This window comes from Pseudomonas sp. SWRI81, from assembly GCF_014268545.1.
In the GTDB taxonomy this organism is placed as follows: Bacteria; Pseudomonadota; Gammaproteobacteria; order Pseudomonadales; family Pseudomonadaceae; genus Aquipseudomonas; species Aquipseudomonas hamedanensis.
Genome location: NZ_JABWQS010000012.1, coordinates 41,960 through 57,074, shown reverse-complemented (window position 1 = coordinate 57,074; position 15,115 = coordinate 41,960). Strand labels below are relative to the sequence as shown.

The window sequence follows — 15,115 nt, the reverse complement described above, 5'->3', positions numbered from 1 at the left end:
TAGGTACAAAAACTGTTCATGAATACCTCAGCCAACCTGCTTGGTCGGGCTGTGATAGATATCAGCGAACATGTCAGCCATGGCTTCTTCGCTGGGTTCTTCCTGCATTTGCACGCTGACGGCGCGGCTGACAAGTTGATGACGGCGCGGCAGATGCAGATCATCCGGAATCCGTGGGCCATCGGTCAGGTACGCGACCGGCAATTCATGACTGATCGCCAGGCTCAACACTTCACCAAGACTGGCCGTTTCATCCAGTTTAGTCAGAATGCAGCCGGCCAGCCCGCAACGCTTGTAGCTGTGATAAGCGGCCGTTAGAACCTGTTTCTGGCTGGTGGTTGCCAATACCAGATAATTTTTTGAGCGAATGCCACGCCCGGCCAGGCTCTCAAGCTGCATGCGCAACGCCGGATCACTGGCTTGCAGACCTGCAGTATCGATCAAAACCACGCGTTTGCGCAGCAATGGATCCAAAGCCTGAACCAGCGACTGACCCGGATCGACGTGGGTCACTGGCACGTTGAGGATGCGGCCGAGAGTTTTCAACTGTTCCTGCGCGCCGATGCGGAAGCTGTCCATGCTCACCAGCGCGACGTTCTGCGCGCCGTACTTGAGCACGTAGCGTGCGGCGAGTTTGGCCAGCGTGGTGGTCTTGCCCATGCCGGCAGGGCCGACCATCGCAATCACGCCGCCCTCTTCCAGCGGCTCGACTTCCGGCACGGCAATCATCCGTGCCAGGTGCGCCAGCAGCATGCGCCAGGCCTGACGCGGTTCTTCGATATCGGTGATCATTGCCAGCAGGTCGCGGGACAACGGACCGGACAGACCGATGCGCTGCAAGCGGCGATACAGATTGGCCTGGGCGGGACGGCTGCCTTGCAGCTGATTCCAGGCCAGCGTGCCGAGCTGCACTTCCATCAACTCGCGCAGGCTGTTCAGTTCAAAACGCATCGAATCCAGCGCACGCGGATCAACCCCGGCGGAGGCTTGTGCAGGCGCCGGAGCAGGACGCGCCGGTGCGGCGTAGGTCGGCTCGCTCAGCGGCTCGGCAGCGGTCAGCGGCAGGCCCGCCGTCAAAGGCAGCCCGGCGAACAGCTGGCGATTGGTGTTGCCGTCGGCTTCGCCGCGCATGCTCAATTCGGCCTGAGCAGTGACGATGCGCGACTGGGTCTTGCGCAACTCGTCTTCGAGTTCCATGTTCGGCACCCGCGGCGTCAGTGCCGAGAGTTTGTAATCCAGCGCCGCCGTCAGCTCGACGCCGCCGGCGATGCGGCGGTTGCCAATGATGGCGGCATCAGCGCCCAGCTCATCACGAACCAGCTTCATGGCCTGACGCATATCGGCGGCGAAAAAACGCTTAACTTGCATAAACCACTACCTCAGCCGTTGGGCCCTACTGTCGCAACGATGGTCACTTGCTTGTTGTCCGGTATTTCCTGGTAGGCCAGCACATGCAGTCCGGGGACGGCGAGGCGGCCAAAACGCGAGAGCATCGCGCGTATCGGGCCGGCGACCAACAGGATCACCGGCTGCCCTTGCATTTCCTGACGCTGCGCCGCCTCAATGAGCGAACGTTGCAGCTTCTCGGCCATGCTTGGCTCCAGCAGAACGCCCTCTTCCGAGCCTTGTCCTGCCTTCTGCAGACTATTGAGCAATATCTGTTCCAACCTTGGTTCCAATGTGATCACAGGCAGCTCGGACTCAGTGCCTACAATGCTTTGGACGATGGCGCGGGATACGCCAACCCGTACAGCGGCCACCAACGCGGCGGTATCTTGACTCTTGGCGGCGTTGTTGGCGATGGCTTCCGCGATGCTGCGAATGTCGCGCACCGGCACGTGTTCGGCGAGCAGCGCTTGCAGGACTTTGAGCAACTGCGACAGCGAGACCACGCCTGGCACCAGCTCTTCAGCCAGTTTCGGCGAGCTTTTGGCCAGCAACTGCATGAGTTGCTGCACTTCTTCGTGGCCGATCAGCTCACTGGAATGTTTGTACAGAATCTGGTTCAAGTGCGTGGCGACCACGGTGCTGGCGTCGACCACGGTGTAGCCGAGCGATTGCGCCTGGGCGCGCTGGCTGATTTCGATCCACACCGCCTCCAGGCCGAAAGCCGGATCTTTGGCGTTGATGCCGTTGAGCGTGCCGTAGACCTGCCCCGGGTTGATCGCCAGTTCGCGGTCCGGATAGATCTCGGCTTCGGCCAGGATCACACCCATCAGCGTCAGGCGATAGGCGCTTGGCGCCAGGTCGAGGTTGTCGCGGATGTGCACGGTCGGCATCAGGAAGCCCAGATCCTGCGAGAGCTTCTTGCGCACGCCCTTGATCCGCGCGAGCAATTGCCCGCCCTGGTTGCGATCGACCAGCGGGATCAGCCGATAACCGACTTCCAGGCCAATCATGTCGATCGGCGTCACGTCGTCCCAGCCCAGCTCTTTGGTTTCCATGGCGCGGGCCGGCGATGGCAGCAGCTCCTGCTGACGCTTGACCTCTTCCAGCGCAACGACCTTGGCGACGTTCTGCTTTTTCCAGAACAGGTATGCACCACCGGCAGCCAGCGCAGCCATGCTCAGGAAGGAAAAGTGTGGCATGCCCGGCACAAGGCCCATCACCGCCATCAAACCAGCCGCCACCGCCAGCGCTTTGGGCGAGGCGAACATCTGGCGGTTGATCTGTTTGCCCATGTCTTCCGAGCCGGAAGCACGGGTCACCATGATCGCTGCCGCTGTTGATAACAACAGTGATGGCAATTGCGCCACTAAACCGTCACCGATGGTCAACAAGGCGTAAACCCGGCCGGCATCGCCGAAGGTCATGCCGTGCTGGAAGATACCCACGGCCATGCCGCCGATAAGGTTGATGAACAGAATCAACAGACCGGCGATGGCGTCACCACGGACGAACTTGCTGGCACCGTCCATCGAACCGTAGAACTCAGCCTCTTGGGCGACTTCCTGACGGCGCGACTTGGCCTGGTTCTGATCAATCAAACCAGCATTGAGGTCGGCGTCGATCGCCATTTGTTTGCCGGGCATCGCATCGAGGGTGAACCGCGCGCTCACCTCGGAAATTCGCCCGGCGCCCTTGGTGACCACGACGAAGTTGATGATCATCAGAATCGCGAACACCACGATACCGACCACGTAGTTACCGCCGATCACCACCTCACCGAAGGCTTGAATCACCTTACCGGCGGCGGCGTGGCCGTCCTGACCGTGGAGCATTACCACGCGCGTAGACGCTACGTTCAGCGCCAGACGCATCAGCGTTGCCACCAGCAGAATCGTCGGGAACACGGCGAAATCCAGCGGCCGCAGGGCATAGACGCAGACCAGCAATACCACGATCGACAACGCAATGTTGAACGTGAAAAACACGTCCAGCAGGAACGGCGGGATCGGCAACATCATCATCGCCAACATGACCAACAGCAGCAACGGCACGCCCAGATTGCCCCGGCTGAGGTCGGCAACGTTTGTGCGAGCAGTGTTGATTAACTGAGAGCGATCCACCGGTTTTCCCCGTTCCTTTAAAGCAAACTTTTGACGCCCCGAACGGGCGCAGGGCGGCTATTGCAAGAAGCCTTCCAACTTTTGCCGGGGAGATAAAATGGAGAGATGAACACGCCCCTCTGTAGGAGTGAGCCTGCTCGCGATAGCGGTGTATCAGTCAACACACGTTTAGCTGACATACCGCTATCGCGAGCAGGCTCACTCCTACAGTTGAAACCCGTTCCAATGTAGGAGTGAGCCTGCTCGCGATAGCGTCGGTAAAGGCGCTGAAGGCTCAGGCCTTGCCCGTGATCTTGCGGTACTTCGCCATCAACTGCTCTTCCGTCTCCGGATGGGCTTCGTCCAGCGGAATGCAATCCACCGGGCAGACCTGCTGGCACTGCGGTTCGTCGTAGTGGCCGACGCACTGGGTGCACAGGTTCGGGTCGATCACGTAGATCTCTTCGCCTTGGGAGATGGCGGCGTTCGGGCACTCGGGTTCGCAGACGTCGCAGTTGATGCAATCGTCGGTGATGATCAGGGACATGCTAACTCCAGCCGGGGCGGCACGCCCGGGCGCTATAAATCAATGCGCACAATTGTGCCGCATTGGCGCTCGCAGTGCACGCGGGGGCGATCAAGGGCGCTCGGCTGCGATCATTTCAGGATCAAAAGATCGTCTGATCGCAGCCCGAGCCTTCGGCAGCGCTTACTTTTTAAAGCGCAGGGTCAATGCGTCGGCCACGGCCGGGTGAACGAACTTGCTGATATCGCCACCCAGCGCGGCAATTTCCCGCACCAGTGTCGACGAAATGAACGAGTAACGCTCCGACGGGGTGAGGAACAGGCTCTCCACATCCGGGGCCAACTGGCGGTTCATGTTGGCCAGCTGGAACTCGTACTCGAAGTCCGACACCGCGCGCAGGCCGCGCAGGAACACGTTGGCGTTCTGCTCCTTGGCAAAATGCGCGAGCAGCGTCGAGAAACCGACCACTTCCACGTTCGGCAGGTGTCTGGTGACCTCGCGAGCCAGTTCGACCCGTTGTTCCAGCGGGAACAGCGGGTTCTTTTTCGGGCTGGCGGCGACCGCAATGATCACGTGATCGAACAGGCGCGAGGCGCGTTCGACCAGATCGCCATGGCCCTTGGTAATAGGGTCGAAGGTACCTGGGTACAACACTCGGTTCATCGCGTCGTCCTGGCGGGAGTCCGTTGGGGAGTCGGATGGTATCGCAGCCTTCCCGGTCGGCCAAGTCGCCTGTTGGGTAAGAAAGCACTATAGACGATGGCAATATCGCGAAAATTCATGGGTTTTGCAGCCGGTCGACAAGCGCCGTGGCCAGTTGCGCGGTCAGGCCATACACCGACAACTGCGGGTTGGCGCCGATGCTGGTGGGGAACAGCGAGCCGTCGTGAATCGACAGATTACTGAGCTGATGATGGCGACCGAGGCTGTCGGTGACCGCGTTTTTCGGGTCCTCACCCATCGTGCAGCCGCCCATGACGTGGGCGCTGCCCAGTCGCGTGCGGTACAGCTCGAGACTCAGGCCATCGATCAGGGTGCGAGCTTCGCCAAGGGTCTTCACGTAACGCGCATCGGCGTGCATCGGCATGACCGATTGCGCGCCACCGGCGAACTGGATTTCGGCCATGACGTGAAAGGCCCGACGCAGCCCCTCCCAGGCGTAGGGCGAAACCTGATAGTCGAGCACTGGCGAACCGTCGCTGCGCAATTCAACCGAGCCACCAATGCTGTCAGGGTGAAAACCGTCGCGCAGCAACGCGAGCATCGCGTGGGTGTGTGGCAGATCGCCTATGTGTTGTGCGTTTTCCTGACCAAAACCACCGAGTAAGGTGGCCGCGAGCGCCGGGTGCAGCGGCGGTACTTCCAGCTTGAACGCCATCGGTCCGGTGGTGCCGTCCTTCCACTGAAAATGGTCGGAATAAATCGATTGCGGCGCGCCGTAAAACGGATTGACCACATCGGCGAAGCGCGCGGCGGACATGTTCACCGGATGCAGAAAGGTTCGCTTGCCCAGGCATTTATGCGGATCCGGGGCATCTGAGCGCAGCAACAGCGCCGGGCTGTTGATGCCGCCGCCGGCCAGTACGTAGTGCCGCGCCTTGACCGTGATGCGGCGTCCGGTCGGTTCGACGCAGCGTTCGTCCATCGCCACGCAATGCAGGCCGGAGACCTTGTCGCCGCTGATCAGCAGCTTTTCCACCCGCGCCAGATATAGCAGCTCGCCGCCCTTTTCCAGCGTTGCGGGGATGGTCGTGACCATCATCGATTGCTTGGCGTTGCTCGGGCAGCCCATGCCGCAATAACCGAGGTTCCAGCAGCCGCGTACGTTGCGCGGAATCACGTGCCAGCTGTAGCCGAGCTGTTCGCAGCCTTTGCGGATCACGTCATTGTTGGCGTTGGGCGGAACCCTCCACGGGGCCACGCCCAAGCGCTGTTCCATCTTTTCGAACCACGGCGCCATCTCTGCCGGGCTGTGGCCTGTGACGTTGTGTTCTTTGGCCCAGTGTTCGAGGGTCGGCTCGGGCGTGCGGAAACTCGACGTCCAGTTGATCAGCGTCGTGCCGCCGACTGCGCGGCCCTGCAGGATGGTGATCGCGCCGTCCTTGCTCATGCGGCCGATGCCTTCCTGATAGAGGCTGCTGTAGGCCTCGTCTTCGAGCAGTTTGAAGTCGGAACTGGTTTTCAGCGGGCCTTCTTCGATCAACAGGACCTTGTAGCCGGCCGCGCTGAGGATTTCCGCCGTGGTGCCACCGCCGGCGCCGCTGCCGATGATTGCCACATCGGCTTCAAGGCTGAGGTCGTCGGTCAGTTGCGCGCCGTTGTAAGTTTTCCAGCCTCGGGCGAGGCCTTCGCGGAAGGGGTCGGGTACGGGCATCGATCAGGTTCTCTGGTTTTTATTGTTTTTTGAGGGCCTCTTCGCGAGCAGGCTCGCTCCCACATTCTGAAATGCATTTTTCCTGTGGGAGCGAGCCTGCTCGCGAAAGCCGCGACGCGGTTGTCAGACCTTCGGCGGCCCGGGATAACCGCAATGAGCCCAGGATTCGGCGCGGGTATACCAGGCCATCATCACCATTTGCTGTAACGAGCTATGGCCCATGCGCAGCAGGCTCAACGAACTGTTTTCCCAGCGCTCGAGAAAACTGCGCATCGCTTCGGGACTGGCATTTTCCCAACTGCCCCAAATGCCGGTCAGCGGACCACGGGTCACGGCCATGCCCAGCACGTCGAATAGTTGCCGGGTGAGCTTGAGCATTTCCGGCGACAGGCGATCAAGGCTGTAGTCCAGCGACTTGAGCGTACCGTCCACCGCAGCGGGCATGTTCGCCGCGACCACGGCGCCGTCAAGCATCACCGGGATCAGTGCGCGCAAAAACAACAGGTCGCCGTCGCGCAGCGCGACGAAGCCGTTGGCCATAACGCTTGAAGAGCAGCCGCTGAGGCTCGCCCCAAGCCCGGCGGTGGCGAGAAACGCCGTGGCGCCGAGGCTGAATTTCAGCAGGCCACGGCGCGACAGGGCAGGTGTTTCGGTCAGGCTTGGGTGCATTGTTTTTATTACCCGGGCAGTGACAGCTATTTAGCGGATGAACAGCTTCTGGATCAGCTTCTGGATCGATGTGCCGTACGGCGGGTAAATCAATCGCGCCGCGTTGAAGCGCTGTTTGATCAACACACCTTTGGCCTTGCTGAAAGTCAGAAAACCTTCGTGGCCGTGGTAATGCCCCATGCCTGAAGGGCCGATGCCGCCAAACGGCATGTCGTCTTGTGCCACATGCAGCAAGGTGTCGTTGAGGCACACGCCGCCCGAATGGGTTTCGTGCAGCACGCGCTGCTGTTCGCGTTTGTCGTAGCCGAAGTAGTAAAGAGCCAGAGGACGAGGCCGTTGATTGATGTAAGCAAATGCCTGCTCCAGATCCCGATACGGCACGATCGGCAGCAGCGGACCGAAAATTTCGTCCTGCATCACGGTCATCTCGTCGCTGACATTCAACAGCACGCTGTGCGGCATGCGTCGGCCCTGGCCTTGCTCGAACAACGGAATCAACAGCGCACCCTTGCTGGTCGCGTCGCTGACATAGCCGTTGAGGCGCGCCAACTGGCGGTCGTTGATGATCGCGGTGTAATCGGCGTTGTCCGCCAGGCTTGGGTAAAAGCCCTGCACGGCTTGGCGATAGGCCTCGACGAAGGCACCGATGCGGTCTTCCGGCACCAGCACGTAATCGGGGGCGACGCAGGTCTGTCCGGCATTGAGGGTTTTGCCGAAGGCGATACGCTCGGCGGCGTCCTTGAGGGGGACCTCGCGGGACACGATGGCCGGGGACTTGCCGCCCAGCTCCAGGGTGACCGGGGTGAGGTTTTCTGCGGCGGCGCGCATGACATGTTTGCCGACGCTGGTGGAGCCGGTGAACAGCAGGTGATCAAAGGGCAGGCGCGAGAACGCCACGCCGACATCGGCCTCGCCGAGCACTACACAGACCAGGTCTTCGGGGAAGATCCGCGCGAACAGTTGCTTGAGCAGCAGTCCGGTGGTCGGGGTCGATTCGCTGAGCTTGAGCATCACTCGATTGCCCGCCGCCAATGCGCTGGCCATCGGGCCGACGGCCAGGTACAACGGGTAATTCCACGGCACGATCACACCGACCACCCCCAGCGGTTGATACACCACTTTCGCTGAAGCGGGCTGGAAAGCAGCACCGACCTTGCGTCGCGACGGTTTCATCCAGCCCTTGAGGTGGCGGCTGGCGTAGTGAATGCCGTGCAGGCTCGGCATCAGTTCGGCGAGCAGGGTTTCATCGGCGCTGCGATGGCTGAAGTCGGCGCTGATGGCCTCGATCAATGCCTGACGCTCGCTGCTCAACAGTTCGCGCAATGCCTTCAGCCATTGCTGGCGCTGTGCGGCGGGTGGCATCGGGTTGAGTGCATAAGCGGCGCGTTGCGCTTCGAACAACCGATCCAGCTCGTCCAGGGGCTGTTGCAACGTCTGCAGATAAGCAATGTCGGCGGTCATCGAAGGCTCCGGATTTTATTGTAGTGGAGGACTTTTTAGAGTCTATGCTCTAGAAAGTCAAATGACTTCCCGGCGCAGCAGTGTTTTATCCATTTCCGGTTAGGTCGTAAGATGCTCCGTCTACGCACTCTGAATTAAAGCTCAAGCCATGGCCCCACGAATAAAAACCAGCGAGCGCATCGTGCAGAACAGCCTGGAGCTGTTCAATCAACAGGGCGAGCGCAGCATCAGTACCAACCACATCGCCGCGCACATGGAGATTTCTCCGGGCAACCTGTACTACCACTTCCCTAACAAGCAGGCGATCATCGCTGTGCTGTTCAGCGAGTACGAAGCGCTGGTAGACAGCTTCTTGCGTCCGCCGCAGGGGCGCGCGGCAACCGTCGAAGACAAGCGTTTCTATCTCAAGGAATTGCTGTCGGCGATGTGGCGTTACCGTTTTCTGCACCGCGATCTCGAACATCTGCTCGACAGCGACCCGGAACTGGCCGCGCGTTACCGACGCTTTTCCCAGCGCTGCGTGATCCAGGGCGCGGCGATCTACGAAGGTTTCGTCGCCGCCGGGATCCTGAAAATGGATCGCGTGCAGATCGAATCGCTGACCCTCAACGCCTGGATCATCCTGACGTCGTGGGTGCGTTTTCTGTGCACCACCCGGGAGAATTCCAATCACCTCAGCGAACAGGCGGTAAAGCGTGGCGTGTACCAGGTGCTGGTGCTGGAGGCGGGATTCGTCACCGAGCAGGCGCGTGAGCAAGTCAATGCCCTGTTCGACGAGTTCTACGTACCGCTGGCCCAGGCCCTCGAAGACGTGCAGTAAACGGTAGTGTTGAAAGCCACCAGGAGCCCCGTTATGCCGATAGCGCAATTGATCAGCCCGCAAGCCCTCGATGCCCGCAAAGAGCAGCCGGGGCTGGTGATTCTCGATTGTCGTTTCGCCCTCGAAGATCCGGACTACGGCCAACGCAGCTACGCCGAAGGGCACATTGCCGGGGCGAGCTTTGCGGACCTGGAGCGTGACCTCAGCGGTAAGGTCGAGAAGGGCGTAACGGGTCGCCATCCATTGCCGGAGCCGGCAGCCTTGATCGAGCGCCTGCAAGCCTGGGGCATCAGCAATGACAGCGAGGTGGTTTTGTATGACGACGGCCCGGGCGCATATGCCGCGCGGGCGTGGTGGTTGCTGGCGTGGCTGGGCAAGCGTGACGGTGTGTTTATCCTCGATGGCGGGCTCAAGGCCTGGCACGCGGCTGGCCTGCCGCTGAGCCTGGATCCGCCAAGCGTGACGCCGGGCAGTTTCACCGGTCAGCCTGACATGCGCCTGCTGCTCAGCGCCGAACAATTGCAGCAGCGCCTCGGCCAACCGACGCTGACCCTGCTCGACGCCCGGGCCTTGCCGCGCTTCAAAGGCGAAGTGGAACCAATCGATCCGGTTGCCGGACATATTCCCGGTGCGCAATGCGCGGCATTCACCGACAACCTCGGGAGCGACGGGCGATTCCTGCCGACGGATCAGCTCAGACAGCGCTTTGCCGTGAAGCTCGGTGAGCGTTCGCCAGCGGACCTGGTTGCCTATTGCGGTTCCGGAGTAACGGCGTGTCACAACCTGTTCGCGCTGTGCCTGGCGGGCTATCCGCTGGGCGCGCTGTACGCCGGGTCGTGGAGCGAGTGGATCAACGAGCCTTCGCGCGGCATTGCCACCGGCGCATAACCACCACAAACCTCCTGTAGGAGTGAGCCTGCTCGCGATAGCGGTTTGTCTGTGAATTCAGCGCTGATTGACACACCGCTTTCGCGAGCAAGCCCGCTCCCCCATAGTCTTGTGCCACAACGCAAAGTCTGATCAAAGCGCAAATCCGTGTGGGAGCGGGCTTGCCCGCGAAGGCGTCGGCACGTCCAGCATGATTGCTGACGGACACACCGCATTGCGAGCAGGCTCACTCCTACAAGAGGTTACTCGGCGCTCACAGACCAGCGGCGGCCAGCCACTGCGGGATACGCCGCTCCAGGTAATATCCGGGCTGACGAACCGAGCCGTCGACGAAACCGACGTGACCGCCACGCGTTTGCAATTCGAACTGCGTACAGTCCGACAGCTCAGCCGCTTGCGGCAGGCTGTGGGGGAACACGAACGGATCGTCCGCGGCCTGAATGATCAGGGTCGGCGTGCGAATTTCGCCGAGGTAGTAGCGGCTTGACGCGCGGCGGTAGTAATCCTCGGCGTCGGTGAAACCGTGCAGTGGCGCCGTCACCCGGCCGTCGAAGTCCCAGAACGTGCGCATGTTTTCCAGCGAGCCGAGCGCCGCCAGTTTTGCCAGCCCGTCCTCACGCCCGTCGTGCTGGAACTGGCGTTGCTTGTTCTTGATGTAAGCGACCATCTCGCGCATGAAGTGCGCCTGATAGACCCGGGAAAAACCCTGACCGATACGGTCGGCACACTGATCAAGGCGGAACGGCACCGACACCGCCACCGCGCCGAGTACGCCGCTGGCGCTGCCGGTTTCGCCCAGATGTTTGAGCAGCACATTGCCGCCCAGTGAATAGCCAACCGCGTACAGCGGTGCCAGCGGGCGCTTGGCGCGCAGGTGTTGGATGGCTTCGGCGAGGTCTTCGCTGGCGCCGGAATGGTAGCTGCGTGGCAACAGGTTCGGTTCGCCGGAACAACCGCGCCAGTTAAGCGCGACGCTGGCCCAGCCCTGATCGGCCAGTGCCTTTTGAATGCCCGCCACGTAGGGCGAATTGGACGAACCCGTCAGGCCATGCAGCACCAGTACCAGCGGTGCCTCGGCGCTGTGCGGGCCGTGCCAGTCGAGGTCGAGAAAGTCGCCATCTTCGAGCCATAAGCGCTCTCGTTCACGTTCGATGTGCACCGTCTTGCGCCACAGCGGCCCCCACAAGGTTTGCAAGTGTGGATTGCCGAGGCCGAAGGCGGGGATAAACCGTTCTGAAGAGGCGGACACGATGGTTCTCGATGCAGCGATGTGATGAGGCCCACAAGGCCGATAGTCAATTTTCGGAATACACAGGCTCATTGTGGCGAGGGAGCAAGCTCCCTCGCCACAGGTACTTGCTCGCCTTGGACTAATCGGCGATGTCTGCCGTGCGCTGCCACAGCGCGTAGTAAACCCGCCCCGACTTCTGTTCACGGTGCAGGCGCCAGTTGCCCGGCAGGCCCAGAGTCGAGGGCGCTGTCTCGCTTTCAGTGTAGATCCACGAATCCGCCGCCAGCCACTGACGTTCTTCCAGCAATGTGCAAACCGCTGGCAGCAGGTTCTGGTTGAACGGCGGGTCGAGGAACACCAGATCGAACGGCGTCGCGGTCTGGGTTTCCAGATAGCGCAGCGCGTCGGCGGTCTGTACCTGACCGTTGGTGCAGCGCAGGGTGCCAAGGTGTTCTTTGAGACTGGAGACGGCAATGTTGCTGGCATCCAGCGCCTGGCCCATGGCCGCGCCACGGGACAGCGCTTCGAGAAACAGCGCGCCGCTGCCGGCGAACGGATCGAGGACTTTGGCCCCCTCAACATACGGCGCGAGCCAGTTGAACAGGGTTTCACGCACGCGATCCGGCGTCGGGCGCAGGCCCGGTGCGTCAGGGAAGCTGAGTTTGCGGCTGCGCCACTGGCCGCCAATGATGCGCAGCTGATTCACGCCGTTGTGCACGTTTTGCGCAGGTTTTTTCGCTGGTCGAGTGGCCATTAATGCTCCGGAACCCCGAGCGGTTGCTCGGCAGGTTTATCAGATGGGGCCGGTAACGGCTCTTGCGGCACGGTCGGGCCGGCGGTAACGATGACCATTTTATCCGTGCTCAGGTGTTTGTTCAGGGCCTCGCGGACTTGTTCCACGGTCAGGCTCTGGGACTGACGCATGAAGTCGTCCAGATAGCTCAGCGGCAGATTATAGAAGCCCATGGCGCCGAGTTGGCCAACGATATCGGCGTTGCTCGCGGTGGACAGCGGGAAACTGCCGGCCAGCTCGCGTTTGGCGTCGTCGAGCTCTTTCTGCGTCGGCCCGCTTTTCAGGTAATCGGCGAGTACGTCCTGCACCAGTTTCAGCGTGCCTTCGCTCATTTGCGCGCGGGTCTGCAGATTGATCATGAACGGGCCGCGGGCTTGCATCGGGCTGAACGCCGAGTACACGCCGTAGGCCAGGCCGCGTTTCTCGCGCACTTCGCTCATCAGGCGCGTACCGAAACCGCCGCCACCGAGAATCTGGTTGCCCATCGACAGCGCCGCATAATCCGGATCGTCACGGTCGATGCCCAGTTGCGCGAGCATCAGGTTGGTTTGCTTGGACGGGAATTCGATGTGGCTGACGCTGGCCTTCGGTTCCTGCGGCTGAGCGATCGGCGCCAGCGCCGGGCCTTTCGGCAGGGCGGAGGAGACCTGATTGGCGATCGCCTCGGCTTCGGCCCGCGACAGGTCGCCGACCAGAGCGATCACCGCGTTGCCCGCCGCGTAGGCCTTGGCGTGGAACTCGCGTAATTGCGCGAGGCTGATCTTCGGCACGCTCTGCGGGTTGCCGTCGCTCGAATGCGCGTACGGGTGATCGCCATACAAGCGCTTCATCAGCTCCAGGCTGGCCAGTTTGCCGGGGTTCTGCTTCTGGTATTCGAAACCGGCGAGCATCTGGTTCTTGATGCGCGCGAAGGAGTCCGCCGGGAAGGTTGGTTTGCCGACCACTTCGGCGAACAGCTTCAACGCAGGTTCACGTTTATCGGCGGCACTCAGGCTGCGCAGGGAGGCCAGCGCCATGTCCTTGAACGCACCGTTACCGAAATCGGCACCGAGGCCTTCGAAACCCTGAGCGATGGCGCCGACGTCTTTGCCGGCGATGCCTTCGTTGAGCATGGCGTTGGTCAGCACCGCGAGGCCAGGGGCGTTGCCGTCCTGACTGCTGCCGGCGGCGAAAATCAGGCGCATGTCGAACATCGGCAGCTCATGGGCTTCGACGAACAGCACTTTCGCACCTTCGGCGGTGTTCCAGGTCTGCACGTCTAGCTTGCGGCTGGCGGGGGCCTTGCCGTCGAGCTCGGCGAGCGATTGCAGTTTCTGGCTGGTTTTGGCGTTATCCAGTGCTTCGCTGGCATGGCTGTCAGCGCTTGGCGACAGGTACACCGCAGCAGAGCCAATCACGGCCACGCCGATCAGGCCGAGCAACAGGCGTGGGGATGTGCGCTTACTCATGAGTCGTCTCCAGTGGCAGGACGTGGGCGACGCTGAGACGTTCGCGGGTGAAATACTTTTTCGCGGCGTTCTGGATGTCTTGCGGAGTCACGCTTTCCAGATCGGCCAGTTCAGTGTCCATCAGCTTCCACGACAGACCGACCGTTTCCAGTTGACCGATAGCGGTGGCCTGGCTGGTGATCGAATCACGTTCGTAGACCAGACCGGCGATGACCTGGGCGCGCACACGTTCCAGCTCTTCGGCAGACGGCGCGGTGGTTTTCAACTGATCGAGCAGTTTCCACAAGCCGGCCTCAGCCTGAGCGAGGGTCTTTTTCTTCTGCGTATTCGGCGTCGCCGACAAGGTGAACAGGCTGTCGCCACGGGTGTAGGCGTCATAGTCCGACGAGCCGCCGGAGACCAGTTCTTCGCCGCGCTCCAGTTGTGTCGGGATGCGCCCGCTGTAGCCGCCGTCGAGCAGGGCGGAGATCAGGCGCAAGGCGTTCACCGAACGCTTGTCTTCAGCCGTCGCAATGCTCGGCACGTTGAAACCGAGCATCAGGCTTGGCAGCTGGGTTTGCACGCGCAGGGTGATCTGGCGTTCGCCGGGCTCGGCCAGTTCCAGCGGCTTTTTCGCCGCCGGCACGTCGCGCTTGGCGACCGGACCGAAATAGCGCTGGGCGAGGGTTTTCACTTCGTCCGGGGTGACGTCACCGACCACCACCAGCGTGGCGTTGTTCGGCGCGTACCAGGATTGGTACCAGTGGCGCAGCTCTTCGACCTTCATGCGTTCCAGGTCGGCCATCCAGCCGATGGTCGGCGTGTGGTAGCCGCTGGCCGGGTAGGCCATGGCCTTGTAGCGCTCGTAGGCCTTGGACATCGGCTTGTCATCGGTGCGCAGGCGGCGCTCTTCCTTGATGACTTCGATTTCCTTGGCGAACTCGTCGGCGGGCAGGCGCAGATTGGCCATGCGGTCGGCTTCCAGCTCGAAGGCCACGCCGAGGCGGTCGCGGGCCAGCACTTGGTAATACGCCGTGAAGTCGTCGCTGGTGAACGCGTTCTCTTCGGCACCGAGGTCGCGCAGGATCAGCGAGGCTTCGCCGGGGCCGACTTTTTCGCTGCCCTTGAACATCATGTGTTCGAGCGCGTGGGACAGGCCGGTCTGGCCCGGGGTCTCATAGCTGGAGCCAACCTTGTACCAGATCTGCGAAACAACCACCGGCGCACGATGGTCCTCGCGCACGACAACCTTGAGGCCGTTGTCGAGGGTGAATTCATGGGTCGGTTGCGGGTCGGCCGCCAGGGCCGAAAGGGGCAGGCAGACTGCGCTGAGCAGCAGGCCGGCAGCGCGGCGGGCTAGAGCATTCATTCGTTTTTCAACCTGTTGGGCTGCCCGCTTGGTCTTAGCCTAGGCGGGCGAGGAGGTGCTAGGATACTG

The 15,115-nt window shown here is 61.7% G+C and carries 13 protein-coding genes; 2 read left to right on the top strand and 11 right to left on the bottom strand.

The genetic code is table 11. The features are described 5' to 3' along the window. Positions 1 to 27 precede the first annotated feature (27 nt). The 7 genes from flhF to HU765_RS10410 form a co-directional block, all read right to left on the bottom strand. On the bottom strand, positions 28 to 1,368 hold the full coding sequence (gene flhF / locus HU765_RS10440; protein ID WP_186552038.1) for a flagellar biosynthesis protein FlhF: 1,341 nt from the start codon (positions 1,366 to 1,368) through the stop codon (positions 28 to 30). A gap of 11 nt (positions 1,369 to 1,379) precedes the next feature. After that, a complete protein-coding gene (flhA, locus tag HU765_RS10435; RefSeq protein WP_186552037.1) occupies positions 1,380 to 3,509 on the bottom strand; it encodes a flagellar biosynthesis protein FlhA in 2,130 nt (709 codons plus the stop codon). Between the two features lie 274 nt (positions 3,510 to 3,783). After that, on the bottom strand, positions 3,784 to 4,035 hold the full coding sequence (locus HU765_RS10430; protein ID WP_046487844.1) for a YfhL family 4Fe-4S dicluster ferredoxin: 252 nt from the start codon (positions 4,033 to 4,035) through the stop codon (positions 3,784 to 3,786). Positions 4,036 to 4,197: 162 nt separating this feature from the next. Continuing rightward, positions 4,198 to 4,677 (bottom strand): pantetheine-phosphate adenylyltransferase, encoded by a 480-nt coding sequence (coaD, locus tag HU765_RS10425; protein ID WP_042606545.1) that lies wholly within the window; start codon positions 4,675 to 4,677, stop codon positions 4,198 to 4,200. Positions 4,678 to 4,792: 115 nt separating this feature from the next. After that, on the bottom strand, positions 4,793 to 6,388 hold the full coding sequence (locus tag HU765_RS10420) for a GMC family oxidoreductase (protein ID WP_186620257.1): 1,596 nt from the start codon (positions 6,386 to 6,388) through the stop codon (positions 4,793 to 4,795). A gap of 123 nt (positions 6,389 to 6,511) precedes the next feature. After that, entirely contained in the window at positions 6,512 to 7,057 is a 546-nt protein-coding gene (locus tag HU765_RS10415) for a twin-arginine translocation pathway signal protein (RefSeq protein ID WP_186620255.1), read from the bottom strand. Positions 7,058 to 7,087: 30 nt separating this feature from the next. Beyond that, positions 7,088 to 8,518, bottom strand: a complete 1,431-nt coding sequence (locus tag HU765_RS10410) for a coniferyl aldehyde dehydrogenase (protein ID WP_186620253.1) — start codon at positions 8,516 to 8,518, stop codon at positions 7,088 to 7,090. Positions 8,519 to 8,666: 148 nt separating this feature from the next. Between HU765_RS10410 and HU765_RS10405 the strand changes: the two genes are divergently transcribed. After that, positions 8,667 to 9,338 carry a TetR/AcrR family transcriptional regulator gene (locus HU765_RS10405; RefSeq protein ID WP_186551217.1) on the top strand — a complete coding sequence of 224 codons (672 nt, stop codon included), beginning with the start codon at positions 8,667 to 8,669 and terminating at the stop codon, positions 9,336 to 9,338. 33 nt (positions 9,339 to 9,371) lie between these two features. Then, complete coding sequence (locus HU765_RS10400) at positions 9,372 to 10,226, top strand: sulfurtransferase (RefSeq protein ID WP_186620251.1); 855 nt, start codon at positions 9,372 to 9,374, stop codon at positions 10,224 to 10,226. Positions 10,227 to 10,479: 253 nt separating this feature from the next. Here HU765_RS10400 and HU765_RS10395 read toward each other — a convergent pair whose 3' ends face one another. The 4 genes from HU765_RS10395 to HU765_RS10380 all read right to left on the bottom strand — a co-directional run bounded on the left by HU765_RS10395 (position 10,480) and on the right by HU765_RS10380 (position 15,046). Next, positions 10,480 to 11,475 (bottom strand): hydrolase, encoded by a 996-nt coding sequence (locus tag HU765_RS10395; RefSeq protein WP_186620249.1) that lies wholly within the window; start codon positions 11,473 to 11,475, stop codon positions 10,480 to 10,482. 121 nt (positions 11,476 to 11,596) lie between these two features. Then, on the bottom strand, positions 11,597 to 12,211 hold the full coding sequence (rsmD, locus tag HU765_RS10390; protein ID WP_186620247.1) for a 16S rRNA (guanine(966)-N(2))-methyltransferase RsmD: 615 nt from the start codon (positions 12,209 to 12,211) through the stop codon (positions 11,597 to 11,599). Next, positions 12,211 to 13,698 (bottom strand): pitrilysin family protein, encoded by a 1,488-nt coding sequence (locus HU765_RS10385; RefSeq protein WP_186620243.1) that lies wholly within the window; start codon positions 13,696 to 13,698, stop codon positions 12,211 to 12,213. Before HU765_RS10385 ends, rsmD begins: the two co-directional genes overlap by 1 nt. After that, the gene (locus HU765_RS10380; protein WP_186620242.1) at positions 13,691 to 15,046 is read right to left on the bottom strand and encodes a pitrilysin family protein; all 1,356 of its coding nucleotides are present in this window, start codon (positions 15,044 to 15,046) and stop codon (positions 13,691 to 13,693) included. The genes HU765_RS10385 and HU765_RS10380 overlap by 8 nt, the downstream gene beginning before the upstream one ends. Positions 15,047 to 15,115 lie beyond the last annotated feature (69 nt).